Annotated in this window: 16 protein-coding genes; 10 read left to right on the forward strand and 6 right to left on the reverse strand. The window is 49.4% G+C overall.

What is annotated here, in order from left to right; translation table 11 throughout:
• Window position 1 precedes the first annotated feature (1 nt).
• From BZJ19_RS00510 to BZJ19_RS00520, 3 genes are all read right to left on the reverse strand, one after another.
• The gene (locus BZJ19_RS00510; RefSeq protein ID WP_077674347.1) at window positions 2–1,954 is read right to left on the reverse strand and encodes a DNA topoisomerase III; all 1,953 of its coding nucleotides are present in this window, start codon (window positions 1,952–1,954) and stop codon (window positions 2–4) included.
• A gap of 98 nt (window positions 1,955–2,052) precedes the next feature.
• Window positions 2,053–2,601, reverse strand: coding sequence for an NAD(P)H nitroreductase (locus BZJ19_RS00515; RefSeq protein ID WP_069590027.1), 549 nt, complete (start codon window positions 2,599–2,601; stop codon window positions 2,053–2,055).
• 113 nt (window positions 2,602–2,714) lie between these two features.
• Window positions 2,715–4,727 carry an NADPH-dependent 2,4-dienoyl-CoA reductase gene (locus BZJ19_RS00520; protein WP_077674235.1) on the reverse strand — a complete coding sequence of 671 codons (2,013 nt, stop codon included), beginning with the start codon at window positions 4,725–4,727 and terminating at the stop codon, window positions 2,715–2,717.
• A gap of 214 nt (window positions 4,728–4,941) precedes the next feature.
• Between BZJ19_RS00520 and sppA the strand changes: the two genes are divergently transcribed.
• From sppA to BZJ19_RS00540, 4 genes are all read left to right on the forward strand, one after another.
• Window positions 4,942–6,828 carry a signal peptide peptidase SppA gene (sppA, locus tag BZJ19_RS00525; protein WP_077674236.1) on the forward strand — a complete coding sequence of 629 codons (1,887 nt, stop codon included), beginning with the start codon at window positions 4,942–4,944 and terminating at the stop codon, window positions 6,826–6,828.
• 134 nt (window positions 6,829–6,962) lie between these two features.
• Window positions 6,963–7,976, forward strand: coding sequence for an asparaginase (ansA, locus tag BZJ19_RS00530; RefSeq protein WP_069590079.1), 1,014 nt, complete (start codon window positions 6,963–6,965; stop codon window positions 7,974–7,976).
• 107 nt (window positions 7,977–8,083) lie between these two features.
• Window positions 8,084–8,752, forward strand: a complete 669-nt coding sequence (locus BZJ19_RS00535) for a glutathione S-transferase family protein (RefSeq protein ID WP_077479296.1) — start codon at window positions 8,084–8,086, stop codon at window positions 8,750–8,752.
• A gap of 124 nt (window positions 8,753–8,876) precedes the next feature.
• A complete protein-coding gene (locus BZJ19_RS00540) occupies window positions 8,877–10,181 on the forward strand; it encodes a YjiH family protein (protein WP_077674237.1) in 1,305 nt (434 codons plus the stop codon).
• 57 nt (window positions 10,182–10,238) lie between these two features.
• On the opposite strand, the gene BZJ19_RS00545 is transcribed toward BZJ19_RS00540, so the two are convergent.
• Window positions 10,239–10,520 (reverse strand): YeaC family protein, encoded by a 282-nt coding sequence (locus BZJ19_RS00545; RefSeq protein ID WP_077479294.1) that lies wholly within the window; start codon window positions 10,518–10,520, stop codon window positions 10,239–10,241.
• A gap of 152 nt (window positions 10,521–10,672) precedes the next feature.
• On the opposite strand from BZJ19_RS00545, the gene BZJ19_RS00550 reads away from it, so the two are divergent.
• The 3 genes from BZJ19_RS00550 (at window position 10,673) to BZJ19_RS00560 (ending at window position 13,870) form a co-directional block, all read left to right on the forward strand.
• A complete protein-coding gene (locus BZJ19_RS00550; protein WP_077674238.1) occupies window positions 10,673–11,530 on the forward strand; it encodes a DUF2989 domain-containing protein in 858 nt (285 codons plus the stop codon).
• A gap of 358 nt (window positions 11,531–11,888) precedes the next feature.
• Window positions 11,889–12,884, forward strand: coding sequence for a glyceraldehyde-3-phosphate dehydrogenase (gene gapA, locus BZJ19_RS00555; RefSeq protein WP_077479292.1), 996 nt, complete (start codon window positions 11,889–11,891; stop codon window positions 12,882–12,884).
• A 92-nt stretch (window positions 12,885–12,976) separates the two neighbouring features.
• Window positions 12,977–13,870 carry a D-hexose-6-phosphate mutarotase gene (locus tag BZJ19_RS00560; protein ID WP_077674239.1) on the forward strand — a complete coding sequence of 298 codons (894 nt, stop codon included), beginning with the start codon at window positions 12,977–12,979 and terminating at the stop codon, window positions 13,868–13,870.
• A gap of 94 nt (window positions 13,871–13,964) precedes the next feature.
• Here the strand turns inward: BZJ19_RS00560 and BZJ19_RS00565 are convergent, their stop codons facing one another.
• Window positions 13,965–14,720 (reverse strand): MipA/OmpV family protein, encoded by a 756-nt coding sequence (locus BZJ19_RS00565; protein ID WP_077674240.1) that lies wholly within the window; start codon window positions 14,718–14,720, stop codon window positions 13,965–13,967.
• Between the two features lie 319 nt (window positions 14,721–15,039).
• Here BZJ19_RS00565 and BZJ19_RS00570 point away from each other — a divergent pair, with 319 nt between their 5' ends.
• From BZJ19_RS00570 to BZJ19_RS00580, 3 genes are read left to right on the forward strand one after another with little or no spacing between them, the layout of a single operon-like run.
• On the forward strand, window positions 15,040–16,974 hold the full coding sequence (locus tag BZJ19_RS00570) for a PrkA family serine protein kinase (RefSeq protein ID WP_077674241.1): 1,935 nt from the start codon (window positions 15,040–15,042) through the stop codon (window positions 16,972–16,974).
• 41 nt (window positions 16,975–17,015) lie between these two features.
• A complete protein-coding gene (locus BZJ19_RS00575) occupies window positions 17,016–18,290 on the forward strand; it encodes a YeaH/YhbH family protein (RefSeq protein WP_069590011.1) in 1,275 nt (424 codons plus the stop codon).
• Between the two features lie 42 nt (window positions 18,291–18,332).
• Window positions 18,333–19,877 carry a SpoVR family protein gene (locus BZJ19_RS00580; protein ID WP_077674242.1) on the forward strand — a complete coding sequence of 515 codons (1,545 nt, stop codon included), beginning with the start codon at window positions 18,333–18,335 and terminating at the stop codon, window positions 19,875–19,877.
• 123 nt (window positions 19,878–20,000) lie between these two features.
• On the opposite strand, the gene fadR is transcribed toward BZJ19_RS00580, so the two are convergent.
• On the reverse strand, window positions 20,001–20,852 hold the full coding sequence (gene fadR, locus BZJ19_RS00585; RefSeq protein ID WP_077674243.1) for a fatty acid metabolism transcriptional regulator FadR: 852 nt from the start codon (window positions 20,850–20,852) through the stop codon (window positions 20,001–20,003).
• Between the last annotated feature and the right edge of the window lie 124 nt (window positions 20,853–20,976).

A 20,976-nucleotide genomic window follows, 5' to 3' on the forward strand; every position in this document is an offset into this window, starting at 1 on the left:
ATCAGCCTGTAGACGCTTGTCGTTTGGGTGCACGCTTGCGCCGCGTTGTTTTATCACCCGTGCGACGTTTACGGGTAAATTGACGCTTAGGTGGCGGCGGTAAATTCTTCAACGATGTGGGGGGCGGTGCGGTTTTTACCATCTCAATCAAACCTTGTAATTGTTCGGTCAATGCATGCATAAAAGGTTGATAGGCGCATTTTTTTTCTGCCATGTCTTGCAGTTGGCGCTCCCATTGCGCGGTCATATCTGGATAGGTGGCGCTATCCGGCAACGCGGCAATCAGTCCTTTCCCACTCGGTGTGGCATGTAAGGTTTTGCCTTGGCGCAGTAACAAGCCACGCTTTAGCAACAACTCTATGATCCCAGCTCGGGTTGCTTCAGTCCCTAAACCATCGGTTTCTCGTAAAATATCCTTCAGTTTTTTATCTTGCACATAGCGACCGATCCCCGTCATCGCCTGCAACAGACTCGATTCGGTAAAGGCGGCCGGCGGCTCCGTCATACAATCTTTTATCTCACCGCGCTCACACACTAGTTGCTCGCCCGGCTGTAAGTGAGGCAAGGGGCTCGCTGACGCCTCAGCCACTTGCGTATTCGGCAGCAACGAACGCCAACCAGCCACGGTCAGGACTTTTCCTTTGGCAATAAAGCAACCGCCCGCGATATCAAACACCAGTTTGCCTTCTGCATATTCCGCCGGTGGAAAAAATTGCATGAGATACTGGCGCGCGATGAGCTGGTAAAGTTTCGCTTCATCACTGGAGAGCCCAGCAGGCGCCGCTTTGGCGGTGGGAATAATGGCATGGTGCGCGCCGACCTTTGCATCGTTCCATGCTTTGTTCTTTCTAGATGTATCTGCCTGATCGCACGCATCGATAAGCGGTTGACACCCTTGTCGAATCGCCTGCACGACTTTACCTGCCTCCGCAAAGTGGCCCTTAGGCAGATATCGACAGTCCGAACGCGGATAGGTAATCAATTTATGTCGCTCATAAAGCTGCTGGCAGATATCTAGCGCTTTTTGCGCACTAAAGCCAAACCGTTTGGATGCATCAATCTGCAAGGCCGACAAATTATAGGGCAGCGGCGCAGCCTGCTTGCGGGTTTGACGCTCGGCCTCTGTCACCTTTGCTGGTTGGCCAGCAATACGATTGGCAACATTCTCGGCCAGCGCGCGAGAAATCACGCGCCCTTGCGGATCTTGCCATTGAGCGCACGCGTCACTAGGCTGCCATCTAGCTCGGATCATTTCACCTTGATACGGCAACAGAGCATCGAGTTGGTAGAAAGGGTGTGGGACAAAGTCTTCGATTTCTTGGTCGCGACGGACCACCAAACCCAGCACTGGGGTTTGGACACGCCCTACAGACAGCACGCCTTGGTAGCCCGCTTGTTGACCGAGTAAGGTGTAGGCGCGCGACAAATTCATCCCATAGAGCCAATCAGCACGAGAGCGCGCCAACGCTGACACGGACAGCGGAACAAAGGCGTGATTGTCACCCATTTTGTTGAGCGCTTTTTTCACGGCCGACACGTTTAGATCGCTGACTAACAAGCGCTGAATCCGTGCCTTTTTCGCTGCACTCACTCCCGCATAATCAATGACTTCATCAACCAGTAGTTGCCCTTCGCGATCAGGGTCGCCGGCATGCACGAGATGATCAAACTGCTTGATCAGTTTTTTCACGATCGCTAATTGACCGGCCGCTGATTTGCGCGGACGCAGTTTCCATTGCTGAGGTATGATGGGCAGATGCGCCAACTTCCATTGCTTGTACTGGCTGTCATATGCGTCCGGCTCGACTTGCTCGAGCAAGTGGCCGATACACCATGTCACCACATCCCCATTGGCGGTTTCGATATAGCCTTTGTGGTTTTTTTGCGGTTTGGACAAACCGGCGGCAATGGCTCTGCCGAGGCTGGGCTTCTCGGCGATAAATAGGCGCGCCATATCACTCTCTAACTCTGTGCAATGAGCCACATGGTATGCAAAGCGTATGGCGGGCGCAATAAAAAACCTGTACATATGCACAGGTCCTTAAAAGTGAATTAGAGATACTTCACGTATTTGCTGGTATCACGCGTTGGTGCATTGGCCGGTGCACAATCTGGAGTGCCGAGATACAAAAAGCCGACAATCGCATCATCACCATCTACATCTAGCGCTTGGCGCACAACAGGGTGATAGGCAAAGGTGCCGGTACGCCAAAACCCTTGAAAACCTTGCGCAACTGCTGCCATTTGCATTGCTTGGGTAGCACAACCGGCGGAGATATGCTGTTCAATCGTCGGGACTTTTTCATGAAAGCGTGTACGCGCAATGACCGCAATGACCATCGGTGCGCGAAACGGTGCTTGTTTGGCTTTTTCTATCGCAGTATCGTCCGCGCCATCGGCTTTCGCGGCCTCCACTAAAATCTGAGATAGCCGCGTTAATCCTTCACCTTCACACACCACAAACTGCCAAGGCGTTAATGCGCCATGATCAGGGGCGCGCAACCCAGCTTGAAGAATGTTCTCTAACGTTTGGCCGCTTGGCGCTGGTTCGGCTAAACGTGGAATAGAGCGGCGCTGTAATAGCAAATCAAGTGCGTTCATGGTCTTTTCCTTGTAACCCGTATATGCAGCCACGGTATCACCGCAGCGTATCGTACTGATTGCTTTATGCTAACACAGCCACTGCGCGACAAAGTCGCGCAGTTTATACGGGTTTACAGCGCGAGTGCGGTTTCAATGCCCTGACGAATGGCCCGTTTAGCGTCTAGCTCTCCCGCATGCTCCGCCCCGCCAATCAAATGGAATGGCAAACCTGCCGACTCAAGTGTCTTGGCCAACGCATTCACAGACTCTTGACCAGCACAGAGAATAATCTGGTCGGCAGGAATGACATGAGGCTCATCTTTGATGCTGATGTGTAATCCCCCATCATCAATTTTATGGTAGGTCACACCGCCCACTAAGTTTACGCCTCGTTTTTGCAAAGTTTTACGATGGATCCACCCCGTGGTTTTCCCTGGGCCTTTGCCAACGCGGCCTTCCCGACGCTGCAGGACCCATACTTGCTTGTCACTCTTAGTGTCATGGGCAGGATACAATCCTCCTTCGTGGGAAATAGTTTTATCGATCCCCCACTCTTTCAACCAGTCATCCAGTTGTTGATTCGCAGGTTCAGTGATCATAGTGGCCACATCCACGCCGATCCCGCCCGCGCCGATAATCGCAATGTGACTCCCCAACTCAGGTTGCTCACGAATAAAGGTTTGATAGTCAATCACCTTAGGATGATCAATGCCCTCAATCGCAGGGCGGCGAGGCTTAACCCCGGTTGCAACCACTACCTCATCGAATTCCCTGAGGGTGTCGACCTCAACACTGTGATTAAGATGGACGGTGACACCGGCTTTCTCCAAACGACGCAAGTAATAGCGAATGGTCTCTTGGAACTCTTCTTTGCCGGGAATGGTCATCGCTAAATTAAACTGCCCACCCAAGCGATCAGATTTTTCAAACAAGGTCACTGTATGGCCTCGCTCAGCCGCTTCGGTGGCACAGCTGATCCCAGCCATTCCGCCTCCCACGACAGCCACCGTTTTCACTTGCCGAACTGGCGTCGCCACCAACTCTGTTTCGTAGCAAGCTTTCGGGTTCACCAAGCAACTGGCTCGCTTGCCTTTAAACACATGATCCAAGCACGCTTGGTTACAGGCAATACAGGTATTGATGTCCTCCGATTGCCCAGCCTTAGCTTTGGCAACAAAGGCAGCATCGGCCAAGAAAGGACGTGCCATCGAAACCATATCAGCCTGACCGCTGGCGAGAATCTGTTCAGCCACCTCTGGGGTATTAATTCGGTTGCAGGTAACCAGAGGCACCGACACCTCACCTTTGAGTTTTTCTGTCACCCAACTAAAGGCGCCGCGAGGAACTTGCGTTGCGATGGTTGGAATGCGCGCTTCATGCCAGCCAATACCAGTATTAATAATGGTGACACCGGCCTGCTCTAGGCCTTTCGCTAGCGCGACCACATCGTCAAAGGTGTTGCCTTGCTCGACCAAATCCAACATCGATAATCGGAAGATCACGATAAAATCGTCACCGGCCGCTTTTCTTACCGCACGCATGGCTTCCACGGCAAAACGCATGCGATTTTCCACCGAGCCGCCCCATTGATCATAACGGCGGTTGGCACGATGGCAGAARAATTGGTTGATGAGATAACCTTCAGATCCCATGATTTCAACCCCGTCATAACCCGCTTCTCGCGCGAGCGCGGCGCTGCGGCCGAAGGCTTTGATCGTACGCCAAATCGTTCTCTCGCTCATGGCAAAAGGCTTGAACTTACTGATCGGTGCGCGAATCGCGGAAGCACTTTGAGCAAACGGATGGAAGGCATAACGTCCGGCATGAAGCAATTGAAGTGCAATCTTTCCGCCATTGGCATGTACCGCATCGGTGATAGTTCGATGAGTACGAGCGGCACGTCCAGAGCTAAACTGTGCGCTAAATGGAGTCAATCGACCGCGAAAGTTCGGCGAAAAGCCACCAGTGACAATTAAGCCAACGTCGCCTTTCGCGCGCTCTGCATAAAAGGCTGCGAGCTTTTTAAAACCGTCATTGGCTTCTTCCAATCCGGTATGCATCGAGCCCATCAGAACGCGGTTTTTCAATGTTGTAAACCCGAGGTCTAGCGGGGCTAGCATATGGGGGTAAGAGTGCTGTTCCATTGCTTGCTCACTTATTGTTGTGGTCTGACCAGACTATAGCGCTGTCGGCTACTGTTTTTCAAACGTTCGTTTACAAACTAGCAACATCGATTGTCGAATAGTTGATCTCAGTAGGACTTTCCTCCCCACTCTGTCGGATACGGGATAAGCTTGGGCTATCGATCCTTGCAGTGATCAGCTAGGATATCAGCGACATATATCGATGGATTAGAGTATGAAAAAACTGTTTCGCTTCATTGCATCTTTGTTCCGATGGCTTTGGGTTGCTATCGGTTTCGTGCGTCAGCTTTTGTTAAATGTGCTTTTCATTGCTGTTATCGTGGGCATTTATTGGGCGATAACCTCCGACTCTCCGCTGCCAACCAGTGACACAACCGCGAAGAAAGCTACTCAAGCTGAACCCGCCCCACAGGCGTTGTTACTGAATATAAACGGCCCGATTGTTGAACAGCGCCGTCGTATCGATCCTATCGATACCCTCTCACGCAACGCGCTCGGACAACCGATTGAAACCGAAAACGTACTCTTTGATATCGTCGATACCATCCGCCATGCCGCGACGGATGACGATATTAACGGGTTGGTGCTTAGCCTAGGCGATATGCCATCCACGAGCCTAACCAAGCTTCGCTACATCGCCAAAGCTATCGACGAGTTCAAGCAAAGCGGTAAAGAGGTCGTGGCGATCGGTGGAATGTACAGCCAAAGCCAGTACTATTTGGCGAGCTATGCTGACGAAATTCTGATGTCACCAGATGGCATGGTGATGCTCCAAGGGTATGGCAGTTACAACCTGTACTGGAAGGATCTGCTCGATAAATTAGATGTCTCGACTCACGTTTTCCGAGTCGGCACCTATAAGTCCTTTGTCGAACCCTATACACGCACCGACATGTCTCCCCAAGCGCGTGAAGCAAATCAAGCATGGCTCGACCAGCTCTGGAACGCGTATGTAAGCGACGTGGCGAACAACCGTGGCATTGAAGCGACGATGTTCTCTCCGTCTGCCGATACACTCATTACCTCACTAGAGGCGTTTGGGGGAGATTTTGCGTCACTTTCCAAGCATATTGGCATTGTCGATGAGTTGATGACACGCCAAGAGATCCGTCGTTATCTTGCCGATAAATTTGGTAGCGACGGGGAAGACAGTTTTGAGTACACCAGCTACTACGACTATCTACCCAAAATTCAATCCCGCTTTACCATCCCCGGGGACAATAATATTGCCGTCGTTGTCGCCAGTGGCCCTATTATGGATGGCGTTCAGCGTCCGGGCACCGTCGGTGGTGATACCACGGCGGCGATGCTGCGCGATGCACGCCTTGACGACAGTGTTAAAGCAGTTGTGTTGCGTGTAGATAGCCCAGGCGGTAGTGCGTTTGCTTCTGAAATTATCCGCAATGAAGTCGATGCACTGCGCGAAGCCGGCAAGCCAGTAGTGGTTTCTATGTCTAGCGTCGCAGCTTCCGGCGGCTATTGGATCTCAGCCAGCGCCGATCGCATCGTCGCGCAGCCAACTACCATCACCGGCTCTATTGGTATCTTTAGTCTGTTCACCACCTTTGAGAACACGCTGGAAGATATTGGTGTCCACACAGATGGCGTAGGCACAACCCCCTTCTCGGGAGTCGGTGTGACCCGCGCCTTGCCTGACGATGTTAGCCAGATCATGCAACTTGGCATTGAGCACGGTTATCACCGCTTTATTTCCTTGGTTAGCACGCACCGTAATCTGTCTTTGGAAGAAACAGATAAGGTGGCTCAAGGTCGCGTATGGACCGGTAGCGACGCGCTGAAATTCGGATTAGTCGATCAATTAGGCGACTTTGATGATGCGGTGACACAAGCGGCAGAATTGGCGGGCCTGGAAAACTACCAGCTGGATTGGATGCAAAAACCGCTGACGCCGTTTGAGCAGTTTATGACTGAGATGCTCGGCCAAACCGCGTCGGTGTTTGGCCAAGCCATGCAAGCGAATATCCCGACGTTTGCAAGCCAGTTACTAGCGTCACCGCAGTTACAGTCGGTGACAATGCTCGAACAATTTAACGACCCTCAAGGCCGTTACTTGTTCTGCTTAAACTGCCAATATCAGTAACACGCTTTGCTCCGGCCGTTCTGGTCGGAGCTTTATCCCAAAGTTTTCCTCTATTCTGTGTGGTTACGCAGTACCAACCATGTAACGGTTACATGTATACTGTGCTCACGCTCATTTAATGCAGATTTGTCATGATGGAACGTAAACATATTTATATCGCCTACACAGGCGGCACCATCGGCATGCAGAAATCCGATCATGGCTATGTGCCTGTTTCGGGTTTTCTTCAGCAACAGCTCGAAAACATGCCAGAATTCCATCGTCCAGAAATGCCTCGTTTTACCATTCATGAGTACGAACCACTCATTGATTCATCGGATATGACGCCAGAGGATTGGCAACGCATTGCTGACGATATTGGAGCGAATTACGACGACTACGATGGTTTTGTGATCTTACATGGTACCGACACCATGGCGTACACCGCCTCGGCGTTGTCGTTCATGTTAGAGAACTTGGAAAAACCTGTGATTGTCACCGGATCTCAGATCCCCATTGCCGAGCTTCGCTCTGACGGACAGGCGAACTTATTGAACGCCCTGCATATTGCAGCGAACTATCCGGTAAATGAAGTGACTTTATTCTTCAATAATCAATTACTTCGCGGTAATCGAAGTACCAAATCGCATGCGGATGGATTTAATGCGTTCACTTCACCGAATTTACCCGCACTGTTGGAAGCGGGCATTCATATCGAAGTGAAAGCCACCGATCTTAATCAGCCGGCACAAGGTCCGTTTAAAGTACATACCATCAACGACCAGCCAGTAGCGGTGATTATGATGTACCCGGGAATCTCACCCGACGTGGTACGCAACGCATTAAAGCAACCTGTTAATGCGATGATTTTACTTACGTTTGGGGTAGGGAATGCACCGCAAAATCCTGAGCTATTGTCGCTACTCAAACAAGCAACAGAACGCGGAGTGTTGGTGCTGAACCTAACCCAATGTTTGGCTGGACGTGTCAATATGGGGGGATATGCCACTGGCTGTGCCCTTGCTGATGCCGGCGTACTCAGCGGCTATGATATGACGCCTGAAGCAGCTCTCGCCAAACTCCATTTCTTGCTCAGCCAAGACTTGCCTTTTGAAACCCTACGCACCATGGTGCAAAAGGATCTACGTGGTGAGCTGAGCTATTACTAGCTTGCCTCAAGTTTGGTCAAAAAATCATGAGTTTGTGAAGCCGACAATGATGTCGGCTTTTTTATCTGCTAATTTATTCATACATTTCGCCGATCAGGGTCTCCACAATGATGGTGTTGCACGGTGATTCTTTATCACCACAAACGCGAAAAATTGCGCTGGCTTTACGATTTAAACAACTGAATTACGAACTGGTCCCAGCTTCTCCGTTTGAAGCGCATGAAGTTGTGCTGCGCCACCCGCCCATGCAAACAATCGTTGCACTGCTCGATGGCGGGCATACGATTTATCACGATACAATCGTGGCCGAGTACCTTGATGATGCGTATCCTGATCCTCTTCTTTATCCTGGCAATGCCCGTCACCGTGCCGATATACGCTGGATTGAGTGGTATTGTCGTCACCATCTCAGCCCTTTAATCGTGGATACCTTGTTTTATCAGCGTGTAGTTCGGGGTCATATGCTCGAAAAAGACATAGACCACCAAGCCGTCAATAATGCGTTAAAAACGCTACCAGAAGCTTGCCAATACCTATCACAACTCCTTACCCATATTCCTGCGGATAAGGTCAATATGGCAACCATCAGTGTATGGAGTCTATTTCGCTGTGCTCAAATGGCAGGGCTGGTGCTCGACAGCAGCTACACCCAGCTAAATCAGTATCTTGAAGCACTCAGCCAGCATCCGCTGTTTGACGATTATGCGCAGGAAGAGAACCACCAATTGACGCCTTTTTTCGCCAGTCCAATCAGCCTCTCTGCGCCAAACGATTAGTTGGGCTCAATGCTCTCTGGTGGTAGAAACTGTGAGTCCCTTTACGCTTTTCACCGACCAGCATTCCTTACAGCCTGCATTCTGGTATATACAAATCTAGGATTTTGTATAGCTGGAGGCTGACATGGAGCACGTCAGACAAGTTACTTCCCATTCGCAGGTGTTATGGCGCCTGTTCGGCCTGAGTGCCATTGGTATTGTGTTTTTCTTCGTTCCTGTTTCTATTGATGGCAACACCACCATTCCACTCGATCACCTTGTTAGTTGGATAAAAAGCACCTTTGGCAACCTGATCAACCTATATGTACTCATGATTATTTTAGCCGGTGCCATTATGCCACTGTGGACGGGACAGTGGCGGCAAAGTAGCGGTCAAAAGCTATTCACCTTATTGAAATGCATTGGTGCCGTTAGCGCGTTCATGGCACTCACCAAAATTGGCCCTGCCTTTCTCCACGAGCCCGATATTCTGCCCTTTCTATTCAATAAACTGGTGGTCTCAGTCGGCRTGATTGTTCCCGTCGGTGCGATTTTTCTGTCCTTTTTGGTCAGTTACGGTTTACTTGAGCTTATCGGTATTTTGCTACAGCCGATTATGCGCCCCATCTGGCGAACCCCTGGCCGCTCAGCCATTGATGCGGTCGCCTCGTTTGTTGGCAGCTATTCACTCGGCTTGCTCATTACGGATAAGGTCTACAAGAATGGGCAATATTCGGTCAAAGAGGCCACCATTATCGCAACCGGTTTCTCGACCGTCTCAGCCACATTTATGATCATTGTGGCCCGTACCCTCGATTTAATGTCTCATTGGAACTTGTATTTTTGGAGTGCGTTGATCATCACCTTCATCGTCACCGCCATTACGGTGCGACTACCGCCTATTAAAGGCTTAAGTGACAATGTGCTAGCGCCGGAACCGCAAGCTATCAAGGGACAGCGCTGGGTGCTGGCTTATCAAACCGGCTTATCTCAAGCCGCTCAAGCAGGCCGAGTCAGTCACAACCTGATTGCCACTGTGAAAGACGGCTTGTTGATGACCATGACAATCTTGCCTGCGATCATGTCGGTAGGGTTGTTAGGGTTGTTAGCTGCCAAGTACACCCCCGTCTTTGAGTGGTTAGGCTGGGTTTTTTACCCCATCACCGCACTATGGGGACTAGATAACGGCCATCAGCTTGCTCAAGCTGCGTCTGCCGGCTTAGCAGAAATGTTCCTGCCAGCGCTGTTGCTTAGCGAGGCAGACTTTGTATTACGTTTTAGCGCGGCGATTACTTGCGTATCGAGCGTACTGTTTTTCTCCGCATCGATTCCCTGTATTCTCGCCACCAGCATTCCGATCAGTGTGTTCCGATTGGTCGTAATTTGGGCATTGCGCACGGCATTAAGTTTAATGCTTTCCATCCCACTCGCCTTGCTCATTGCTGGCTAAATGACAGGAAAGTGCGCCGCTTTAACAGGCGGCGCGTTCCATCGACGCGTCAAAACATCAGTGCTTCGTTTGTACATCGATGCGTGCTTCGTCCGGTTTCGCAAACTCACGCTTTAACTCCGCTTTCGACTTGAACGTCACCTGTCCACCTTTAGCAACAGTCATATGCTGAGGCTGTTCGTTATGTCGCGATTGATAAAGCATCACCGCTTGCAGTGCTTGATCACGTTGAGTTTGGTTAAGCGCTGTTCCATCGGGCCACTTTCCCGTTTCGACGGCATAACACAAGCGATCGTAAACCTCTGGTGTCATCGCTTTTAACAGTTGTTCAATATCCATGGATGGCTCCGCTTTTTGACATGTCTCTATTATGCCTTAACCGACCTGCCTTTCGGCATCTCGAGTTCAGTGCGCAAAATCACGCTTTAGGACATAAACTACACTTAGATTTGAAGTATACTCACCGCAACTGATTGGGGATACGAACAACCATGCCTTTAAGATTACCTAAATCACTCACTGCTGCTTCTGCTGGCGCAATTCTATTGCTACTGGCTGGCTGTGAGGGGGAACCGACCACAAACCAAGTGTGTGATACGCATCCTGAATTGTGCGAAGGGTTAAATATTGGTGATGGCCAATGCCGTTTTGAGCGTTCAGACTTGATTTTCAAACGGTTAGCGGTGGATGAAAAGCCCAGTGATCTTAATAAACTGGCCGAGCTCAAACAGACTCAAGTCTATTTACGCTGCATGGAGCTGGTTGCGGGAATCGAACCAACCACTCTAAAAGAGCGAAAAACGAAGCGTACCGAAGCGGTCTATCACGCCTATGATTCTATCGAACGCTTAGAACGTGAATTGAAAGACTCGTATCAGCCACCGGTGATTTATTACCGCTGGTCACAAGGCGATAACAGCGCTTTACCTCAATTTCTAAAACTTGAGGGGACACAGCATCTTGAAACGCCCCAGCTTCAACTTGGACTCGCCACCTATTACGTCTCCCGGGACAGACACAAAACCGTTCGTATCTTATTGCATGTGCTTGAGCTGTATGACGGCAACGATGAAGAGGTACGTGACGAAGTGATCCCTGAAGCGATTAAATCCTTAGCGACCACTAACCATGCATTAGAGCGCTTCGAGCATGCGTATCTATGGGCCAAAGTGGGTAAAGACTATAACTTACCCATAGCTGACAGTGACCGATTAGCACGGCTCTATCCTCTATCAGAGGAGCGCCGCAACCAGTTGGAATCAATAGCAAAAGATATCTCTGCAGCAATCCGAGACGGCAATTTCGAAGCAACTTTAGTCAACGCAGTTGACCCTAAAGAACCTACTTAACATCAAAGCGCCTGCGATCGCGGGCGCTTCTCTCTATTTGTCAGTAATTTTAAAACCCAGCTCTCTTCGACAGATAACGGAATTGATGTGCTTCCCTTTCACGATTGTGCATCTGCTTCTACGCTTTTCAATACACCAGTTGTCATCCAATACCTCTCCCTTCGCTTTGTACCTATTGGTCAAAGAAGGGACAGGTATAGTCGCAAGGGCGCTAAATGTTTAGGTGATGTAAAAAAAATCCGTACTTTTTTTTGACTTTAAACAATTTTGAACGCGATTACCCTTGCATGGACGGGTCCTATTCTGTAATTTTACTACCAGTTTCATCTCACTAGAAATTAAGTTGTGGAGCAACATAATGACTATCAAAGTAGGTATTAACGGTTTTGGTCGTATCGGCCGCTTCGTATTCCGTGCTTCTGTAGAGCGCGAAGACATTGAAGTAGTAGCAATCAACGACCTGATTGACGTTGAGTATATGGCTTACATGCTGAAGTACGACTCAACTCACGGCCGCTTCAACGGCACTGTTGAAGTGAAAGACGGCAACCTGATCGTTAACGGTAAGAAAGTACGTGTAACGGCAGAGCGCAACCCAGCAGATCTTAAGTGGGATGAGGCTGGTGTTGACGTTGTYGCTGAAGCAACCGGTATCTTCCTGACTGACGAAACAGCACGTCAACACATCCAAGCGGGTGCGAAGAAAGTTGTTCTGACTGGTCCATCTAAAGACGCAACCCCAATGTTCGTAATGGGTGTTAACCACAGCGAGTATGCGGGTCAAGATATCGTGTCTAACGCGTCTTGTACCACTAACTGCCTAGCGCCAATCGCGAAAGTACTGAACGACAAGTTCGGTATCGAGTCTGGCCTGATGACCACTGTTCACGCAACCACTGCAACTCAGAAAACTGTTGACGGTCCTTCTGCGAAAGACTGGCGCGGTGGCCGTGGTGCGTCTCAGAACATCATCCCATCTTCAACTGGTGCAGCGAAAGCAGTAGGTAAAGTACTTCCTGAGCTGAACGGTAAACTGACTGGTATGGCGTTCCGCGTACCAACTGCCAACGTTTCTGTTGTTGACCTGACTGTCAACCTAGAGAAAGCGGCATCTTACGAGCAAATCTGTGCCGCGATGAAAGAAGCGTCTGAAGGTGAGCTGAAAGGTGTTCTTGGTTACACTGAAGATGCTGTTGTTTCTCAAGACTTCATCGGTGAAGTACAAACATCAGTATTCGATGCCAAAGCAGGTATCGCACTGACCGACAAATTCGTTAAAGTTGTATCTTGGTACGACAACGAAATCGGCTACTCAAACAAAGTACTTGACCTAGTTGCACACATCTCTAAGTAAGATGCAATTACCATAGTATCGATTAAAGGCGGCCGTTGGCCGCCTTTTGTTTATGGGCTCTATGCCGTTTCTGCGCAATAAAGGACGCGATTATGACTTCTCATACTCTGCACTTCGAGCGCCGGCTCTCGGCGTCAGTTGATTTATGTTATCGCCAAGCCGTCCCGGTTCTTCGGATTCAACATCCAGCCTGTGATGCCACCATCAGTCAGTTTGGGGCTCACTTACTGTCATTCTCCCCACGCAATGCGGAACCACTGATTTGGATGAGTGGCAATGCAGTCTATGATGCAAAAACGCCTCTACGGGGTGGCATTCCCGTTTGCTTTCCTTGGTTCGGCCAAACGGGTTCTCCCTCTCATGGCTTTGCACGCCGCGTGATGTGGGACATTCAACACATTGAAGAAGATGCACAAGGTGTGACGATTCAATTATCGCTGCTCCCCTCTGCGAAAACCCGTGCACTGTGGCCACACGATTTTGAAGCCGTTATGACATTCACGCTCACCCAAACGCTCGATGTCGCTTTAACGGTAAAAAACACTGCCTCGCTGCCATTTGAGTTCGGAGGCGCCCTACACAGCTACCTTTCCGTTGCGGATAGTGAACAAGCAACCGTAGCGGGTGTGGGAAGCCATTATCTCGACAATTTCAGCCATGGACAGAGAAAGCCCGCCTCTGGCACCGTGACTTTTGAAGAGCCCGTCGACCGCATTTATACCGACTCAGCCTCGTCATTAACTCTGACTGATACGGCAGGATATCGACGTATTATCGTCAATAATCAAGGAGAGACGAGCGCAGTCGTATGGAATCCAGGCCAAGCGGCTTCGGTAAAAATGTCTGATATGGACGATGACGGCTATCTACATTTTGTCTGTATTGAAGCCGCCATTGAGCAACCCAGTATTCAACTGGCACCGGGAGAAAGCCACACACTAACCACCTGTATTCATGACGAAAAACATGGTGAGTTGCTGCTCTAGATGATCTGCAAACACGAAAAAGGCAGCCAGCGCTGCCTTTTTGCATGTTGGTCGCGATCAAGCGAATAGGCTGCCCATTCACTGGGGACTTGAATCAATAAAAAATATAATTCACGCCAAGGTAGCCTGATGCGGCCGTTGATTGGTCTACCATCGGGCTATCTGCAATGTTGTCATCTAAATTGGTGTAACGCACACCACCAAGCAGCTGGATGCGCTCTGTCAGCATCACATAACCACTAGCACCAATAAAATAGTGTCCCGCAGAACCGGGGTCGTAGGCGGATAGTCCGGACCGAGAGGCCTCCGCGGCACTGATCCCGTAAAGGTGTTGATTGAGGTCACTGCTGTTGTAGGAATACCCCACTTCCGGAGAGATCCCCCATCGCTGACGGTTCATCGCATATTTCCAGCTGACTTCCCCATACAAACCATCTCTATCATGGGTCACCCCCTCACCGACTAATGCTTGGAATCGGCCGATTGGCGAGTGGTATTGATACGCTAAAGCCAAAACAACCGACGTATCGCGCTTATCAAGTAAACTTAGCTGTGGATCATCGGTATCTGCAGGATCAAAACGACGTGGATCATACGTCGTTGATAAAACCAAATTATGTGTTGAATCTTTCGGCGCCAAACGCGCGCCAGCGGTGAGCCCTCGGAAATAGAAATGATCGGTATCGACATTGACAGTCGGTACGATAAGTGGGTCCGTATCTGTGTCCTTATAAGGCTGGGGGGAAAAAGCGGCTAGGACACCGGCTGACACACGTGTTTCTGCGGAAACACTTCCCGCGGCGAGTATGAGGCACGAAGCCGCCACCGCTTTAACAAGCTTTACAGTCATTATTCTTCCTTAATTTGCTGGTCAACGCACAATTTAGAATTAGGCCAGTAGCTGTCCATAAACCACACTTATCGTGGACACCATCACTGATATTACCCTCTCAACGTGACAGCCTACTACAACAACTTGAATCTAAGCTGTCTTGCAAGTGGCTATTTGATTTACCTATCAATGGTAGGGGAAAAAATATCGAAAAAACAATCAATTCTTTCACGCAAAAACGTGGATTGGGGTCTAACATTATTATGAGGAAAAGGGATATTCAGCCAAAGGACCACCTTTTCTTTATGAGTTATCAGACGATTTAGGGGGCAGGACCATGACTATTTTCGATCATTATCGTCAGCGTTACGAAGATGCAAAAGACGAAGAATTGAGCCTTCAGGAGTTCTTGGATCTGTGCCGAGACGATCGCAGCGCTTATGCCAATGCCGCCGAGCGCCTGTTGATGGCCATCGGTGAACCAGAGAAAATTGACACCTCCCTCGACCCACGGCTCAGTCGTATTTTCTCCAACCGTGTTATTTCACGCTATAAGACCTTTGAAGACTTCTATGGCATGGAAGAGTCGATTGAGCAAATCGTCTCCTACCTCAAACACGCTGCGCAAGGGCTAGAAGAGCGCAAACAGATCCTTTACTTACTCGGCCCTGTCGGCGGCGGTAAATCCTCGCTTGCAGAAAAACTGAAAAGCTTGATGCAGCAAGTACCGATTTATGTGCTAACCGCGAACGGCGAACGTAGTCCGGTCAATGATCATCCTTTCTGCCTTTTTGATGCTCAAGAGGATGGTCACCTGCTAGAAAAAGAGTACGGTGTCCCGCAGCGTTATATTCGTAGCATTATGTCGCCTTGGGCCGCCAAGCGACTTAAAGAGTTTGGTGGCGATATCAGCCAATTTAAAGTCGTGAAAGTTCGTCCCTCAGTGCTCAACCAAGTCGCCGTGGCGAAAACCGAGCCCGGGGATGAAAACAACCAGGATATTTCCTCCTTGGTGGGCAAGGTCGATATCCGTCAGCTAGAACACTTTTCGCAAGACGATCCTGATGCATATTCCTACTCTGGCGCGCTGTGTAAGGCCAATCAGGGTTTGATGGAGTTTGTGGAAATGTTCAAAGCACCGATCAAGGTGCTGCACCCCTTGTTGACGGCGACGCAGGAGGGCAACTACAACGGGACCGAAGGTCTGTCTGCCCTGCCGTTTGATGGCATCATTCTCGCTCACTCCAACGAATCGGAATGGCAGTCATTCCGCAACAACAAAAACAATGAAGCATTCCTCGACCGTGTTTACATCGTCAAGGTGCCTTATTGCTTACGCGTTTCCGAAGAGATCCGTATTTACGACAAACTCTTGTCACACAGTGAGCTAAAACAAGCGCCTTGCTCACCAAGCACGCTAGATATTCTCGCTCGCTTTACGGTGCTCTCTCGCTTAAAAGATCCTGAGAACTCGTCCATTTATTCGAAAATGCGCGTCTACGACGGTGAAACCCTCAAAGACACCGATCCCAAAGCGAAGTCATACCAAGAGTACCGCGATTATGCCGGGGTCGATGAAGGCATGGATGGGCTCTCAACCCGTTTTGCGTTCAAGATCCTATCTCGTGTGTTTAACTTTGACCACGCAGAAGTCGCCGCAAACCCGGTCCACCTCTTTTACGTCCTTGAGCAACAAATTGAACGTGAGCAATTCCCACAAGAAATTGCAGAGCGTTACCTCGAGCACCTAAAAGGCTATCTGATCCCGAAATATATCGAGTTTATCGGCAAAGAAATTCAAACGGCGTATCTCGAATCCTACTCGGAATATGGTCAGAATATCTTTGACCGCTACGTAACTTATGCAGACTTTTGGATTCAAGACCAAGAGTTCCGCGACCCAGACACTGGCCAACTGTTCGATCGCTCGGCACTCAATAGCGAGCTGGAGAAAATTGAGAAGCCTGCCGGGATCAGCAACCCGAAAGACTTCCGTAACGAGATCGTCAATTTCGTCCTACGTGCACGTGCCAATAATGAGGGAAAAAACCCTGCTTGGACCAGCTACGAGAAGCTGAAAACGGTCATCGAGAAGAAAATGTTCTCCAATACCGAAGACTTGCTACCGGTGATTTCATTCAACACCAAAACGTCTAGCGACGAGCAGAAAAAACACGACGACTTTGTCGCTCGTATGATGGAAAAAGGATATACCCGCAAGCAGGTTCGCTTGCTATCTGAATGGTATTTGCGCGTACGTAAATCGTCGTAGCACATCCCTTTCAGGGCGGACACACGTGACGGGAGAGAGTTATGGCGCATTTTATTGATCGTCGGCTCAATGGCAAAAATAAAAGCACCGTCAATCGACAGCGCTTTTTACGCCGCCACAAAAGGCAGATAAAAGAGTCAATCGCCGACGCCGTCAACAACCGGTCAATCACTGATGTCGAAAGTGGCGAGGATATTTCGATTCCATCACGCGACATCCGTGAACCGACCTTCCACCAAGGCAAAGGAGGACAGCGTGATGCTGTCCACCCTGGCAACGACCAATTTAGCCCCGGCGATCGTATCGCACGTCCCCCCGGCGGCGAAGGCGGTGGTGGCGCAGGTGACGGACAAGCGAGTCCAGACGGTGAAGGCCAAGACGATTTTGTCTTCCAAATTTCGAAAGATGAGTATCTCGACTTGTTGTTTGAAGATCTCGAGCTACCTAATCTGAAGAAAAATCAAATGCAAAAAATGGTGGAGTATAAGACCCACCGTGCGGGGTATACCTCCAATGGTGTGCCCTCGAATATCGCCATTGTGCGCTCATTGCAAAACTCGTTAGCGCGTCGCACCGCGATGTCTGCGAGCAAGCGCCGAGAGCTGGCAGAGCTTGAGGAAGCGCTGGAAAGCTTGCGTCACTCTGAGCCAGCACAGCCTTTGGAAATGAAGCGGCTTGAAGAGGAAATTGCAGCACTGAAAAGCAAGATCGCCGCGGTACCTTTTATTGATACCTTCGATCTTCGCTATAAAAACTACGAAAAACGGCCACAGCCCAGTAGCCAAGCGGTGATGTTCTGTCTGATGGACGTATCGGGGTCAATGGATCAGGCGACTAAAGATATCGCAAAACGCTTTTATATCTTGTTGTATTTGTTCCTAACCCGTACCTACAAAAATGTAGAGGTAGTCTTTATTCGCCATCATACCCAAGCAAAAGAAGTCGATGAGCACGAATTCTTTTACTCGCAAGAAACCGGCGGCACCATTGTCTCCAGTGCATTGCGCTTGATGGATGAGATCATCAAAGACAGGTACAACCCCACAGAGTGGAACGTGTATGCCGCCCAAGCGTCTGACGGCGACAACTGGGCAGACGATTCACCGGGTTGTCGTGAGCTACTGCAGAAAAGCTTACTGCCGGTCAGCCGCTATTACGCCTATATCGAGATTACGCGCCGCGCGCATCAAACGTTATGGCGTGAATATGAGGCACTCGCGGAAAGTCATGACAACTTTGCGATGCAGAATATTCGTTCGGCGGAAGACATCTTCCCCGTGTTCCGCGAATTGTTTAAGCGTCAGGTCGAAGCCTGACGCCACTCTCTGCATCGGTATGTTTTTTCAGGGAGATTAGGTATGGCTGTCACTAAAGGCAAACGTAAGACGCCGCTCCATGATGGGCCGGATTGGACCTTTGACCTGCTTGAGCAGTATCACAAGGAAATTAAGCGCGTTGCCGAGCACTACAGGCTCGACACCTACGCCAACCAGATTGAAATTATCGCTGCCGAGCAAATGATGGATGCTTACTCAAGCGTTGGCATGCCGATAAACTACAACCACTGGTCATTTGGCAAGAAGTTTATCGAGACAGAACGTCACTATAAGCACGGTTACATGGGACTTGCCTATGAGATAGTGATCAACTCAGACCCTTGTATTGCTTATTTAATGGAAGAAAACACCATCACCATGCAAGCATTGGTGATGGCTCATGCCTGTTATGGGCACAATTCTTTTTTTAAGGGTAACTACCTATTCCAAACCTGGACCGATGCCGGCTCAATTATCGACTACCTGCTGTTTGCGAAAAATTACATCAGTGAATGCGAAGAGAAGTATGGCCTCGCCGAAGTCGAAAACTTGCTCGACTCTTGCCATGCGCTGATGAATTACGGGGTAGACAGATACAAACGTCCACAGAAAATTTCTCTCGCGGAAGAAAAAGCGCGACAAAAAGCCCGCGAAGATTATTTGCAAACCCAAGTGAATGAACTGTGGCGTACCATTCCTGGCGGTAATAAAGAACAGGAACAAGAAAAACGACGCTTCCCCGCAGAGCCGCAAGAAAACCTGCTGTATTTCTTTGAAAAACACTCGCCATTACTAGAGCCTTGGCAGCGTGAAGTGGTGCGCATAGTGCGCAAGGTTAGCCAGTATTTTTATCCGCAAAAACAAACTCAAGTGATGAATGAAGGATGGGCAACCTTCTGGCATTACACCATACTGAATCATCTTTACGATGAGGGCTTGGTGACGGAAAGCTTTATCATGGAGTTTTTGCACAGCCATACCAATGTGGTCGCACAGCCGCCCTACAACAGCCAATACTACTCAGGGATTAACCCCTATGCACTTGGCTTTGCCATGTTCCAAGATATTCGCCGAATGTGTGAAAACCCAACCGAAGAAGATAACTACTGGTTCCCAGAGATTGCAGGCAAGGACTGGCTCGATACGGTGCATTTTGCGATGGCAAACTTTAAAGACGAGAGCTTTATCAGCCAGTTTTTATCGCCCAAAGTCATGCGCGATATGAAGCTTTTCGCCGTCAATGATGACGATAAGCAAAGCTATATCGAAGTCACCAGTATTCACAATGAACAAGGCTACCGTCAGCTGAGAGAAAAACTTTCAGCCCAATATAACCTCAGTAATCGTGAACCCAACATCCAAGTCTATGATGTCGACTTACGCGGTAATCGGTCACTCACCCTGCGCTATGTGCCTCATAACCGCATCCCTTTGGCCAATTCCTATGAGGAGGTGCTGAAGCATGTCCATCGACTTTGGGGATTTGAAGTGATCCTCGAAGAGGAAACCAGTGAAGGACGAGGGAAAATATTGAGTAGCTGTCCGAAACGGCCGCAGTTTGACCCTGACATGTTAGTCGGTAGTTAGTCTTGCCACCTGTCCCGTCCTAAGATAGACAAAAAAGCCAGAGGCACAAGGCCTCTGGCTTTTCACTGTTCAAACCGATGAGACGCAAAACAATATCGCACCTCGGTTGAGGTAATGCGTCAGCTAGGCCTCTTCTTCGGCCATATTGGCTGCAATGGTTTCACGATTGCCAAACCACAATGCACCACTTTCACGACCGTACTGCTTCACGCGATCGCTGATGGCATTATGTTGATTGTTTTCAATCAAACCGCGCAAGTCACTGTAGAAGCGTAATGCAATCTCACAAGCACGGCGATCCATAAAGTAGTATCCACCTACTCGCGAATAAATCTGACGCATACCATTAATGGTCAATACATACACTTTATTACCAGAATAATGTGCCATGCCTTGGAACAGCATGTAATCGAAGTGGTTAAAGGCACGTCCCATTGAGATCCGCTCACACAGTGCGGGATCTTGCTTGCCGTACTTATCTTGAATCTTCTTGACGTCTTTAAGCACCTCAGCTTGCTCATCAATCAAGGCGATAAACTGCTCAAAACTTTCACTTTCAAGCACTTGCTCACAGCGTTTAATCACATGTTCGATAAGATTAATGCACTCTTGCGGGCGATTTTTTGCCGCATAGCGCATATAAACACCGCTAATATCGGTGCGCGCCGCCAGCAAATCTTCGAGCACACCGTGAACATCTTGGCCTTCCAGCGTCACCAACGTATCGAGAATGCTCAGCCCAGAGGTGCGCATATAATCGTTTACACGGGTTGGTTTGCCATGTTGGATAGTTAACCAACCATCGCGCGCCAAGCGCTGCAAGACTTCACGTAATGTGGTTCGGGTCACACCGATAAGCTCTGATAATTCACGCTCAGCCGGTAAAATGGACCCTTTCGGGAAGTGATTATTCCAAATACTTTCAATTATATATTTTTCAGCAAACGTTGCTGGGCTATCCGCCTTTATAACCATTGAATCTTAATTCCAATTTGCTTCTTGCTTTGATTAATAACTCATCATACCACTAGTCTTTTCAGGCAGAAACCGCTACGTGTTTTCAGAGCCAATGAAGTGACATCCTGCAGATTTTTGTACC

The sequence above is a fragment of the Salinivibrio proteolyticus genome, assembly GCF_001996165.1.
Lineage (GTDB): Bacteria > Pseudomonadota > Gammaproteobacteria > Enterobacterales > Vibrionaceae > Salinivibrio > Salinivibrio proteolyticus.

What these genes read in the sequence shown, in the direction of transcription:
- BZJ19_RS00510 (WP_077674347.1), bottom strand. Translation starts at nt 1,954, where the DNA reads ATGGCGCGCCTATTTATCGCCGAGAAGCCCAGCCTCGGCAGAGCCATT.
- BZJ19_RS00515 (WP_069590027.1), bottom strand. Translation starts at nt 2,601, where the DNA reads ATGAACGCACTTGATTTGCTATTACAGCGCCGCTCTATTCCACGTTTA.
- sppA (WP_077674236.1), top strand. Translation starts at nt 4,942, where the DNA reads ATGAAAAAACTGTTTCGCTTCATTGCATCTTTGTTCCGATGGCTTTGG.
- ansA (WP_069590079.1), top strand. Translation starts at nt 6,963, where the DNA reads ATGGAACGTAAACATATTTATATCGCCTACACAGGCGGCACCATCGGC.
- BZJ19_RS00535 (WP_077479296.1), top strand. Translation starts at nt 8,084, where the DNA reads ATGATGGTGTTGCACGGTGATTCTTTATCACCACAAACGCGAAAAATT.
- BZJ19_RS00545 (WP_077479294.1), bottom strand. Translation starts at nt 10,520, where the DNA reads ATGGATATTGAACAACTGTTAAAAGCGATGACACCAGAGGTTTACGAT.
- BZJ19_RS00550 (WP_077674238.1), top strand. Translation starts at nt 10,673, where the DNA reads ATGCCTTTAAGATTACCTAAATCACTCACTGCTGCTTCTGCTGGCGCA.
- BZJ19_RS00560 (WP_077674239.1), top strand. Translation starts at nt 12,977, where the DNA reads ATGACTTCTCATACTCTGCACTTCGAGCGCCGGCTCTCGGCGTCAGTT.
- BZJ19_RS00565 (WP_077674240.1), bottom strand. Translation starts at nt 14,720, where the DNA reads ATGACTGTAAAGCTTGTTAAAGCGGTGGCGGCTTCGTGCCTCATACTC.
- BZJ19_RS00570 (WP_077674241.1), top strand. Translation starts at nt 15,040, where the DNA reads ATGACTATTTTCGATCATTATCGTCAGCGTTACGAAGATGCAAAAGAC.
- BZJ19_RS00575 (WP_069590011.1), top strand. Translation starts at nt 17,016, where the DNA reads ATGGCGCATTTTATTGATCGTCGGCTCAATGGCAAAAATAAAAGCACC.
- BZJ19_RS00580 (WP_077674242.1), top strand. Translation starts at nt 18,333, where the DNA reads ATGGCTGTCACTAAAGGCAAACGTAAGACGCCGCTCCATGATGGGCCG.
- fadR (WP_077674243.1), bottom strand. Translation starts at nt 20,852, where the DNA reads ATGGTTATAAAGGCGGATAGCCCAGCAACGTTTGCTGAAAAATATATA.